The 12,414-nt window shown below is 35.8% G+C and carries 9 protein-coding genes and 1 tRNA gene; 3 read left to right on the top strand and 7 right to left on the bottom strand.

All coding sequences use genetic code 11. The annotated features are described in order from the left end of the window. A complete protein-coding gene (locus ABJF52_RS04485; protein ID WP_348146889.1) occupies window positions 1-1,650 on the top strand; it encodes a RagB/SusD family nutrient uptake outer membrane protein in 1,650 nt (549 codons plus the stop codon). A 231-nt stretch (window positions 1,651-1,881) separates the two neighbouring features. On the opposite strand, the gene ABJF52_RS04480 is transcribed toward ABJF52_RS04485, so the two are convergent. From ABJF52_RS04480 to ABJF52_RS04460, 5 genes are all read right to left on the bottom strand, one after another. Next, window positions 1,882-2,913 (bottom strand): substrate-binding domain-containing protein, encoded by a 1,032-nt coding sequence (locus tag ABJF52_RS04480; protein ID WP_348146886.1) that lies wholly within the window; start codon window positions 2,911-2,913, stop codon window positions 1,882-1,884. Between the two features lie 81 nt (window positions 2,914-2,994). Further along, complete coding sequence (locus ABJF52_RS04475) at window positions 2,995-3,603, bottom strand: DUF1080 domain-containing protein (RefSeq protein WP_348146883.1); 609 nt, start codon at window positions 3,601-3,603, stop codon at window positions 2,995-2,997. Window positions 3,604-3,622: 19 nt separating this feature from the next. Further along, on the bottom strand, window positions 3,623-4,711 hold the full coding sequence (locus ABJF52_RS04470; RefSeq protein WP_348146880.1) for a PmoA family protein: 1,089 nt from the start codon (window positions 4,709-4,711) through the stop codon (window positions 3,623-3,625). Between the two features lie 10 nt (window positions 4,712-4,721). Further along, the gene (locus ABJF52_RS04465) at window positions 4,722-6,080 is read right to left on the bottom strand and encodes a Gfo/Idh/MocA family oxidoreductase (RefSeq protein WP_348146877.1); all 1,359 of its coding nucleotides are present in this window, start codon (window positions 6,078-6,080) and stop codon (window positions 4,722-4,724) included. A 15-nt stretch (window positions 6,081-6,095) separates the two neighbouring features. Next, window positions 6,096-7,472: a DUF1080 domain-containing protein gene (locus ABJF52_RS04460; RefSeq protein WP_348146874.1), complete on the bottom strand. Its 1,377-nt coding sequence runs from the start codon at window positions 7,470-7,472 to the stop codon at window positions 6,096-6,098. Window positions 7,473-7,729: 257 nt separating this feature from the next. On the opposite strand from ABJF52_RS04460, the gene uxaC reads away from it, so the two are divergent. Together uxaC and ABJF52_RS04450 are read left to right on the top strand one after the other, a co-directional pair. Then, window positions 7,730-9,118 carry a glucuronate isomerase gene (gene uxaC / locus ABJF52_RS04455; protein WP_348146872.1) on the top strand — a complete coding sequence of 463 codons (1,389 nt, stop codon included), beginning with the start codon at window positions 7,730-7,732 and terminating at the stop codon, window positions 9,116-9,118. A 47-nt stretch (window positions 9,119-9,165) separates the two neighbouring features. Then, a tRNA-Leu gene (locus tag ABJF52_RS04450) sits at window positions 9,166-9,249 on the top strand. Between the two features lie 159 nt (window positions 9,250-9,408). Here ABJF52_RS04450 and ABJF52_RS04445 read toward each other — a convergent pair. Both ABJF52_RS04445 and ABJF52_RS04440 read right to left on the bottom strand, forming a co-directional pair. Beyond that, entirely contained in the window at window positions 9,409-9,966 is a 558-nt protein-coding gene (locus tag ABJF52_RS04445; RefSeq protein WP_348146870.1) for a TlpA disulfide reductase family protein, read from the bottom strand. Window positions 9,967-10,039: 73 nt separating this feature from the next. Next, window positions 10,040-12,313: an aconitate hydratase gene (locus tag ABJF52_RS04440; RefSeq protein WP_348146867.1), complete on the bottom strand. Its 2,274-nt coding sequence runs from the start codon at window positions 12,311-12,313 to the stop codon at window positions 10,040-10,042. Window positions 12,314-12,414 lie beyond the last annotated feature (101 nt).

Below are 12,414 nucleotides of genomic sequence, written 5' to 3'. Positions count from 1 at the left end.
ATGAAATTTAATATAACTATAAAAAAAGGGGTTCTCTTAATGCTGGTTTCAGGATTTGCATTATTCTTTGAATCCTGCGATGATTATTTAGAAGAAGAATTGGTTAGCAATGTTGCGGGCACATATTATCTTACTGAATCAGGACTGCAAGACGGAGTTGAAGCAACCTATTCTTACCTTCGTTTCTTTTATGGACCGGAGCGAGGATTTACAATGACAACCTTTGGCACAGATATCTTCACAAATGGATCTGACGGAAGTCATAAAATTTTTAATTGGTACGACGGAGGCCTAAATGCCGAAGCATCCTATTTAAGAGATTCATGGAGAGACTGGTACAAAGGAATTAATCAGGCCAATGCAGTAATTAACCGTTCTGGAGATGTAGAAATGGATGAAGCTACAAAAACAAGATGGATAGCAGAAGTACGTTGGTTAAGAGCTTTTTATTACTTCGACATTGTAAGAACTTTTGGTGATTGCCACCTTACGCTAGAGGAGACAGAAGGTGTAGAAGTAGAAGCAAATAGAACAGCAGCCTCTGAAGTATATATTCAGGCGATTATTCCTGATTTGGAATTTGCAATTGCTAATTTACCCAATGAACAAGATGATTATGGTAGAGCTACAAAAGCAGCAGCCGAATTTTTATTAGGTAAAGCTCTATTGAGAAGAAGTTATACTTCCTACGCGGGAGCTGATGATGCTTCAAGAGCTGAGACCTTATTCACCAATGTCATTAACAATTACGGATTTGAATTGTTAGCCGATTGGGGAGACTTGTGGGATATCAACAACCAACAGAATAGTGAAATTGTATGGAATCGTGTGGTAAATAAAGAATTAGCAGACACCGAAATCGATACAGAAGGTCACCGTGGGCATTTGTACTTTTTAATGGAATATGACAAGCTAAGGGGAATGTCCCGTGATACTGAGAACGGGAGACCTTGGAAACGATTCCGACCTACACCATTTATGTTAAGCCTTTGGGATCGCGATATAGACACGAGATATGATAAAGGCTTTAAACATGTATGGTATGCAAATAATGAGGTGAGCGATGAACGTGGAAATTTGGCTATTGGAGATACAGCATTGTATATACCTGGACCTTTTCGTGAAGCGCCGTGGACAGAGGCCGCAAAAGCAGCGGCACCATATATGGTTTATACCACGGAAGATTATACTGAACGATTATACCCTTCGGTAAACAAATGGATAGATCCGACAAGACCAGGCGTACAACATGAAGAAGGGCAACGTGATGTGGTATTAATGCGTTTGGCTGATGCTTATTTATTGCGTGCCGAAGCCAAATTAAAGCAGTCGAACCCCGGTGGTGCAGCTGATGATATAAATGTAGTTCGTACCAGAGCAGCGGTGCCAGGGCAGGAAGCTGCCATGCAAATAACAGGCGCTGATGTTACTTTGGACTTTTTATTAGATGAACGTGCTCGGGAAGTGTACGGGGAGCATGCCCGTTGGTGGGATCTTACCCGAACTGGAAAATTGGTAGAACGTGTAAGACTTCATAATCCTGATGCCGCTGGAAACATTCAAGATTACCATGTACTTAGGCCTATACCTTTAGACCAAATTGACAGAACTATTGGTGGTTACCCACAAAACCCTGGTTACCCTCAATAAACAATCATTTGTTTGAGTTAGTTTTTTTAAACCCTCTAGAGAATTTATTCTTTAGAGGGTTTTTCTTAAGTAATAAATACTATGCACGAAAAGTGATACTATGGTGAAGTAAGAAAGATGAATTTGTTTTATGTACATCGTTAGGTAATGAATAAAACAGAGGATACGAACTAGTACCAAAATGGAAATTTATAGCAATTTTAATTAGGAGGGCAATACCAATCTTATAATCTAGTTTTCTGGAACATTCTCCTTCACCACTATCTCTATAGGAATATCTATATTTAATTCGGCGGTTTCTCCCTTTGCTAAAAAGTTAAATAATCCTTTTATGGCTGCATAACCCTGATATCTGGGTTGCTGATGAATTAAGAAATTAATCTTCTCCTTTTTCAAAAACTTTAAATTCGACTTGTTTACATCGAATCCGACTATTGAAGTTTTGGTAACATTATATTTATCGAAGATTTCAGGTAGTAAATGCGATTTAGAATTCGTAACGAATACTCCTTTACTACCATCATAATTAAACCATTCCCTCATCTCCGAAGTTACCGTAAACTCATCATTCACCGAATAATTAATGGTTTTTATTGGCACCTCAATTTTACGTTTTTTAAAGTAATCACGAAAACCTGATTCTCTCTGCTTGTTATTGGCATGAATTCCGCGATCATTAAGCATATTCACTACAAAATACTGCCCATCATCACCTACTAGACCATGTAATAATCGCCCAGCCACCATTCCTGCTTTATGAGAATCTTGACGAATAAAATTAGCAGGGCCTTCTAATTCCAATTTGGTATCGATAAAAACTAAGGGAATTTCCTTTACATTGGCTTTTTGCAATAATTCATTACTTTCCTTTTTAAAAAAAGGTACTGTAACTATTGCATCATAATCATCAAGCAGAATCTTATCTGCCAAATTCTTAAAAGTTGTTGAGTCAATAAATAAGAAATTATCGACTACAACACCTAATTCACTCAATTCATTTATAGCCTTTGTAATACCTTTTTTGGGGAGTTTCCAATAATTCCAATTATGCTTGGCTTCAGGAATAAGCACAGCAATCTTAAGCTTCCGTAAGGAGGCTAGTTTTAATCTACTAGCGTAGGTGTTTCTGGTATAGCCAGTCTCCTTGATTATCTTAAGAACTTTCTCTTCGGTTTCTTTAGATACACCAGGTCTGTTATGCAAAACTCTATCAACAGTACCTATTGAAACATTTGCAAGTTTGGCTATTCCTTTTATTCCCATACCCTTATAGGGTTAATTTTCTATCAGTTAATGCAAAAATAGTACACTTTACACTTAAGTGTACTATTTTGCTTTAAAAGTTTATTTAATAGTTACTGCAGTAATATTTTTAAATTGAATACTCATATCTCTATTCGGATGTAATTGTAAGCCAATTGGACCTTCTAAATTTGCATCTTTTAAAGTATACGTCATTACTTTAACTCCATTTAACCACGCAGTATACGTGTTACCCACGGCCATTGCTTTCATAGTATTCCAATCATCCATTTTCAACAATTCCTTTACGCCTTCTGCCTCTACAGGATAACTTAGTTTTGGAACATAAGGAGAACCCGTCATATCCCTTTTTAAAGACCCCGACTCCCCTATTTGAATCTGAGCATTTTTTTGATCATCACCACGCATAAAAATGCCAGAATCAACAGTTCCTTCACCGAATTTAAAATCTAACTGAATTATAAAATCTTTATAACTGTTTTTAGACCACAATATAGAACCTGTTTTCTTTGCATCACTTTTAGCCCAAAGACTTCCATCTTTACTAGACCAAAAAACATTATTATCCGGTATTACCCACTGACTTAAATCGGTACCATCATAAAGTTCATCTTCTTTAGGTTCACTTTCTTGAGCGTAAATTGCACCTGTTAAAACCAATGCACAAACTATCGTTAATATAGACTTCATAAGATATTATTTGATTTTTTTAATTGTTAAAATCTGCAAATGAACTATCAATACTTTCCTTTGAAAGCACAGCACCACTATGTACTAAAATACGATAATTAAACGTGGTTGACTCGCCTTTTGCTAATTTGAATTTTAATACTTCTTTACCTTCAGAGAAAACCTCTTGTCCTAATGGATTAGCTGCAAAAAGGCCATAATCACGCGCATGCCAATAGGTTGGATATCCAACATTTTTCTTGTTATCAATGATAGTTACCGACACATTATCGCCTTCAATATTGCTTTCTAGCTTCACCCATTTATTTCGAGTGCCCCATACATCATTACCGGTGAGTCCTTCACTAGCAAAATAATTTCCGTTTACACCTTCATTGTTTAAGGCTTTAACTTCAGTTAAATTGCCTTCTGCATCAGTGTAAACCGCAGGTTTATCTGTTGGCAATTCTAATTCGCGCGTAACACGAATTGCAATCATACCTTCTTTATTATCATCAAAAGAAACATCTTCAAGCGCCTTTAACGTAGATGAACGATCTATAATTCTGGTATCTCCATCCTCCGAAAATTTAAATTCAGTAATTTCTTCCAATAAATCTACATTTTTAGGTGAACGCCATATAGCTCTAATTTTTAAAACACCAGAATCATCATTACTATCCAAAATTTCTTGATGTATAATACTTCCATATTTCCCTTTTTCTTCTTCTGGAATTGCATAAGAATTATTCCAAAAATCCAAGCCATTAACATCGCCATAATTAAACCATAATCCTGCATGATGCGGGTGATCTACACGCTCATTAGGTCTTGGAGCATACGGAAACCCTCTAGTTACCGTTTTACCACTTTTTGTAATAACTGGATACAATATAGGTTTTGGTGTTTGTCCGTCGTATACATAACTCGTAAACAAATCGCCATCTATTTTTACATCTACCTTTTTCTTAGCATCATCTTTAATAAAACTCACTTTTGATGATTCTTGCATAGTCTCAGATTCTTCTGTTGCTGTATTTTCACTTTCTTTTTTCTCTTTACAAGAGGAAACTAGCAACACAGACACCATTGCACAACTCAATAAATTACTCTTTAATAATCTCAACATTCTCTCTATTTTAATATTTAAATACTTTTCCTCCTGCTAAAACATTTTGCGTAGCCTCATCAAAAGTTGCCTTTAAGCCTGTACGCAATGCCGCTGTTGTCATAATATTAGCAATCGAATGATTATAACCTGCTTCTATTGGTCCATTCGTAGTTTTTCTACTACGAACACATTCCATCCAGTTTAACATGTGTAATGATGTCATATTATCGGCACCAGTATTAGCAGAAGTAACTACTTTTGGAGCATCATCGGCAAGATTAAATCCTTTCAGTTTATTAGGTTCCATATTCATGGCCTTAGCATGTCGCTCTGAAAGCCCACCATTATCACTTACCTTATTTGTATCTAAATTCAACTCACCTGCATTAGAATAGTAAATTTCTTTAGTACCTCCAGCAGAATTTGTAAAACGCGAGGAATATGTGACCTGGAAACCTGAACTCATATCATCATCAGGACCATAATCGAAAACAGCTGACATGGTATCAAAGTTCTTTCTTCCATCTTTCCATAAATATATACCTCCATTAGCCGCAACACTTCTTGGATGGTTAAAACCAGAAAACCAGTGTACTGTATCAATTTGATGCGACATCCATTGACCAGGTATTCCAGAAGAATATGGCCAAAACAAACGGTATTCTAAATATTTTCGTGGATCCCATGCAGCTTCAGGACGGTTCATTTGATAACGTTTCCAATCCACATCCGATTCTCTAATTTCCTTGGTCAATTGTGGCAAACGCCATCTACCTGGCTGATTTACATTCCATGTCATTTCAACCATTACAATATCACCAAAGTCACCCGATTTTATATAATCGTTTGCACGATGATAATTGGCTCCACTTCTACGCTGTGATCCAATTTGGAAAACTATACCTGAATCTTTCACAGCTTTCATTCCTACCCTAGCATCATCCATAGTTTCTGCAAAAGGTTTTTCACAATAAACATCTTTTTTTGCATTAGCTGCTTGTACTGTATGCAAAGCATGTTGAAAATCTGCAGTTGAAATAAGAACAGCATCTATCTTGTCCTTATCATACATTTCCTCATTATTCTTCCATTGCTTAATTTTGTCGCCCGTTAATTCTTTAATAAACGCAGCTCCTTCATCACGCCTTCTATTCCAAATATCAGACACCCCAATAATTTCAAAATTTTGTGCTTTACTATGACCATTAAACGCGGGAATTAGAGCCCCTTTTGCTCTATTTGAGAATCCAGCTACCCCCACTCTCACACGATCATTTGCGCCAATAATCTTATTATAACTTTTAGCGCTCATTGCATTAGCACCAAGTATAATACCACCTGATGCCAATGTAGTTTTTTTAATAAAATTTCTTCTTGCCTTGTCCATTTTCAATGTATCTTATTAAAATTCTCTAATTTTTATATTCTTGAAAGAAACCTCGTCCCCGTGATCTTGAATTAATATCAAGCCTTCTGGAATACGACCAAAATTCTCCCATTTTTCGTATTTACTTTTTTCTACCAAAGCTTTAAACATTTGACTAAAACGATCAAATTCTACCACTTTAGTTTGATTTAACCAATGTTCTACATGTCCACCTTTTACAACAACTCTCGCGTTGTTCCAATTACCAATACCTTTAAAATTCTTACCTCTAGAACTATCATTGTTCTCCGCTCTGATTAGATCATAAAGAGAACCTACAGTTCTATTACCATTGTGTCCTTTTTTTGCATCAGGATGCACTTTATCATCAAGTACTTGAAATTCTAATCCTATTGCAGAACCTTCTCCTTTATTCAATTCAGAATCGACAAAATACTTAATACCACTGTTTGCTCCTGTTGTCATTTTAAAATCTACACTCAATTCAAAATCGCTATACGAATCTGTAGTAACAATATCACCGCCATTTCTAGACTCGGCTCCTCCTGAAGAAAGCACTGTAAGAATACCATCTTTCATTACCCAGCCCTTTTCTGGAAACTTATCTAGTTTAGCACCTCTCCAACCATTTGTTGTTTTTCCATCCCAAAGAAAACGCCATCCTTTTCTTTTTTCATTTTCGGTTAACTGGTTGTCTATGTAACTAAATTCAGGCACATCAGAATCAACACTTTTTCTTGATTTTTCAAGATCAGTAGTTTTAATTTTAATGTTCTTCCATTTTACAATTTTACCTTCTAGTTCCTTGTGGTCACCAATACCATGTACTTGAAAAGCAATAATCCCTTCTGCAGTTGTGTCGTCCACCAAATTAGCACACTGTACATCATTTACCCATGTGCGTATTTCATTGCCAATAGCCTCTATGCGATAATGATTCCATTGCCCCGGAACAAATGCTTGCTGTCCTTTTGGATTTCTAGAAAGCGGATATAGCCATCCATTTCTAGCTTCATCATAAATTCCACCTGCCCATTTTCTTGAACTTGTTTCAATTTCACATTGATATCCGTGTACACGACCCTTCTTAATATCTGGTGAACTAATACTTCTAAATTGAACACCTGAATTAAGGCCATTCTCTACAAATACTTCAAACTCTAAAATAAAGTCTGAATATTTTTTTTTGGTCGCCATGAAACTATTTGGAGTACCCATTTTTGAGGTTCCAATTAGTTCTTTATTCTCTATTTTATATGGCGCATTACCATTGAGTTGTTCAAAGTTTTTCAAGTCTTTTCCATTGAATAACATTTCCCAATTGTCTTGAGCAGAACTGGAAAATCCTATTAGCAGTGCAAAAATCAACTTTATTGCTGCATTTTTAATCATAAGTACTTCTATTTTAATGAGTTAATTGATATTTTATTAAGTTAAAGTGTATAATAAGTTAATCAAAAAAAATCTTCGTTAACGTTAACGAATGTAAAAAATATTTTTAACTTGTACCCACATTATTTTAGTTTATTTAAATACCACTAATAAAGACAAGACCAAAGCTAGACACTTTCGATTACAATTGATAGCTCAATTGTAATATTCATTTGCATTTAGAGTTACTTTTAAAAAAACCTTTAAACACAACCAATTTGATACATTCCAATTTTATTTTAGACAACAAATACTCAGAAGAACTTTACCACGATTTCGCAAAAAAAATGCCCATAATTGATTATCACAATCATCTATCGCCAGAATTATTGGCTAACAATCACACTTTTGAAAATATTACAAAAGCATGGATTGATGGGGATCATTACAAATGGAGAGCAATGCGAACCTTAGGTATAAATGAAAAATATATAACCGGCAACGCTAGGGATGTAGAAAAATTTGAAAAATGGGCTTATGCTGTTCCATACACAATGCGAAATCCATTATATCATTGGACACATCTAGAACTTTCGCGTTATTTTGGAATTAATGATTTATTGACTCCAAAAAATTCAAAAGAAATTTTTGAAGAAACACATACAAAACTAAATTCTCCCAACTTTTCAGCTCGAGGACTTATTTCTATGATGAATGTAGAATTGCTTTGTACTACTGAAGATCCTACTGATAATTTAGAATACCATCAAAGTTTATTAAACAGTGATTTTAAAACAAAAGTAACGACTGCATTTAGACCTGATAAATCTATTATAATTCAGAATGATGGATATAATGCATATTTAGATAGCCTTGGGCAGGTTGCAAACATTACTATTTCAACATATACCGATTTATGTAGTGCTTTGAAGAACCGTATCGAATACTTTCACAAAAATGGATGTCGTTTATGTGATCATGGATTAAATCAATTGTTTAAAGTAGATTATACCGAAACTGAAGTAGCTACTATTTTCAAAAAGAAAAGAGAAGGAAAGGCTGTTAGTTTTGAAGAAGCTAAGAAATTTCAAATGGCATTGTTACAATTTCTTTCTGAACTATATCATGAACATGGTTGGGTGCAACAATTTCATTTAGGTGCATTACGGAATAACAATAGTCGCATGCATAAAATTCTAGGCCCTGATACTGGATGGGATTCTATGGGAGATTTTAAACAAGCAGAAGGACTTTCTTCTTTCTTCGACCGTTTGGATTCTAAAGACAAATTGACAAAAACAATCATTTACAACCTAAACCCTACTGATAATGAAGTTATGGCTACCATGATAGGTAATTATAATGATGGTAGTGTAAAAGGTAAAGTTCAATGGGGTTCTGGCTGGTGGTTTCTTGATCAGAAGGACGGTATGATTGACCAAATGAATGTACTTTCTAATATGGGAATATTGAGCACTTTTGTTGGTATGCTTACAGATTCTAGAAGCTTTTTATCATTTCCGAGACATGAATATTTTAGAAGAATTTTATGCAACCTCTTCGGCAAGGAAATAGAAAGTGGTGAATTGCCGAATGACATGGAATGGATTGGTAAAATTGTACAAGACATCTGCTATAATAATGCCAAAGAATATTTCAATTTCTAAAGTATAAATCAAAAAGGATATTATATTTGCCGTCACTATCAAACAAAGCGCACGTGGCGGAATTGGTAGACGCGCCAGCTTGAGGGGCTGGTGGCCACTAGGCCGTGGAAGTTCGAGTCTTCTCGTGCGCACAAAAGATCACTTGAAAAGGTGGTCTTTTTTTATCCGTTAATATTAAACAAAACAATTATGTAGGCCCTAGAGTTCCCCCGACGCTTCGGGGTTCTCGTGCGCAAAAATATAAACGGCACTAGAGCTAAAAGCTTGTTCGTACCACTTAGAACAGAACACTACTTTGCTAAAAGGGAATTAATTAAATCGAAGACTTTACTATTGTCCCAGTCTGCGATGGCGGTTTGATGAATAACTATATTGCCTTCTCTGTCGAGTAAATAACTGCCTGAAGGCTTTAATAATTTAATAGGACTAGGTTCACCTATTATTTGATGCGTAATTGGGAACGTATATCCCTCTTTAGCTATAAATTCAGCTGGTACAGATTGCTCTTCATCAGTGATAATATAAAAATCAACTTGACTCTTATAGCGATTATAGAGCATTTGAATATCATCCAATTGAGCCCTTGAGGGTAAATGCCACGTAGTCCAAAAATTAATAAATACTACTTTACCAGCAGATTTATTGAAATCAAATATATTCCAATTGGCATCTTTTAACTTCCAATTGTAGGAGCTAATTTTTCCTCGATTTTCTACACTTATTATAGTTGGGGAAGTGGCAAACCATTTGTTTAAAAGTTCTTTGCTAAAATCTCCTAATGGAGTAACAAAAAAGGACAATATAAGCCCAATCAATAGAACGTTTAATACAGTCTTTTTCTTTATCATTAAATTTGGAGGATTTCCTCAAAACTAAAAAACTCCTGATTAAAATCAGGAGTTTTTTTATTATTTATGAGCATTAAGCTGCATTTTCACGTTTTATAACATTTAAAGCAGAACCTTCTCGGTACCATGCTATTTGCGCTTCGTTATACGTATGATTCGCAATAATTGTATCCGTGTTACCGTCGGCATGTGTTACCTCAATTGTTAAAGGTTTACCTGGGGCAAAATCTGCGATATCAATAAAATCGAAAGTATCATCTTCTTGAATTAAATCATAATCCGATTCATTTTCAAAGGTCAAACCTAGCATACCTTGCTTTTTTAAGTTTGTTTCATGAATACGAGCAAAAGATTTAACTAATACTGCTGCAACTCCTAGATGCCTTGGTTCCATGGCTGCATGTTCACGAGATGAACCTTCACCATAGTTATGATCACCAACGACTATTGTTTTAATTCCCGCTGCCTTGTACGCACGTTGCGTATCCGGAACACCACCATACTCACCATCAATTTGATTTTTTACAAAATTGGTTTTGTGGTTGTATGCATTTACAGCACCAATCAAACAGTTGTTCGAAATGTTATCTAAATGTCCTCTAAAACGTAACCATGGTCCAGCCATAGAAATGTGATCCGTAGTACATTTACCAAATGCTTTAATGAGCAACTTAACACCTTTTAACTCGGAATCCGCAATAGGCGTAAAAGGCTCTAATAATTGTAAACGTTCTGAACTTTCAGAAACTATTACTTCTACATCTGAACCATCTTCATCTGGTGCTAAGAATCCTGCATCCTCTACTTCAAAACCTTTAGGTGGCAATTCCCATCCTGTTGGTTCATCAAACTTAACCTCTTCTCCATTCTCATTAATCAATGTATCCGTAACTGGGTTAAAATCTAAACGTCCAGCCACTGCAATAGCAGCAGTTAATTCAGGCGAAGCTACAAAGGCATGCGTATTCGGATTTCCATCAGCTCTTTTCGCAAAGTTTCTGTTAAATGAATGAACAATACTATTCTTAGGTGCATTTTTTGGATCATTGTAGCGAGCCCATTGGCCAATACAAGGGCCACATGCATTGGTAAATATTTTAGCGTCTAATTTTTCAAAAACACCTAAAATACCATCACGTTCAGCAGTAAAACGAACTTGTTCTGAACCAGGATTAATTCCTAATTCTGATTTCATTTTAATTCCCTTATCAAGTGCTTGTTGGGCGATTGAAGAAGCACGAGACAAATCTTCATATGATGAATTTGTACACGAACCTATTAAACCCCACTCCACCTGCAATGGCCATTCATTTTCCGTAGCCTTCGTAGTCATCTCTGCACCTGCAGGTGTTGATAAATCTGGTGTAAACGGTCCATTTAATAATGGGCTTAGCTTTGACAAATCAATATCAATAACTTGATCAAAATAATCTTCTGGATTAGCATAAACTTCTGTATCTGCTGTTAAATATTCTTTAACCTGATCAGCAGCATCCGCAACATCTGCTCTATCCGTAGCTCTTAAATAGCGGCCCATAGAATCATCGTAGCCAAATGTAGAAGTTGTCGCTCCTATTTCTGCACCCATGTTACAAATGGTACCTTTACCTGTGCATGATAGCGATTTAGCTCCAGAGCCAAAATATTCAACAATTGCCCCTGTACCACCTTTAGCAGTAAGAATTTCGGCAACTTTTAATATAACATCTTTGGGAGCAGTCCAACCTGAAATCGTTCCGGTTAAACGAACACCAATTAATTTCGGAAATTTCAATTCCCAAGCCATTCCCGCCATTACATCAACAGCATCTGCACCACCAACTCCAATAGCTACCATTCCTAATCCACCTGCATTCACGGTATGTGAATCGGTACCAATCATCATTCCACCAGGAAAAGCATAATTCTCTAAAACTACTTGGTGAATAATGCCTGCACCCGGTTTCCAAAACCCTATTCCATATTTATTAGACACGGATTCTAAAAAGTCAAAAACCTCAGCACTGGTGTTATTTGCCATTTTTAAATCGGCTTTAGCGCCACTTTTGGCTTGAATTAAGTGATCACAGTGTACCGTAGTTGGAACCGCTACTTTCGGCTTACCTGCTTGCATAAACTGTAATAAAGCCATTTGAGCCGTAGCATCTTGACAAGCAATACGATCCGGAGCAAAATCAACATAATCCTTTCCTCTAGTAAATGCTTCGGTTGGGTTACCATCCCATAAATGAGAATACAAAATCTTTTCTGATAGTGTAAGCGGCTTACCTACAATCTCTCTTGCTTTGTCTACACGTTCCGCCATGGAAGCGTAAACCTTCTTTATCATATCTATGTCAAAAGCCATAAAATCAATTTATATTTTTTGTTATACTTTCTTATCTGTACAAGATACGAAATGTACACTTATTTAATGAGCTCATATGAAATTAAGAATGATTATAAAAA

The organism is Aurantibacter sp. (assembly GCF_039941195.1).
Taxonomy (GTDB): domain Bacteria; phylum Bacteroidota; class Bacteroidia; order Flavobacteriales; family Flavobacteriaceae; genus Aurantibacter_A.
This window is presented reverse-complemented; position numbering and strand designations above follow the sequence as displayed.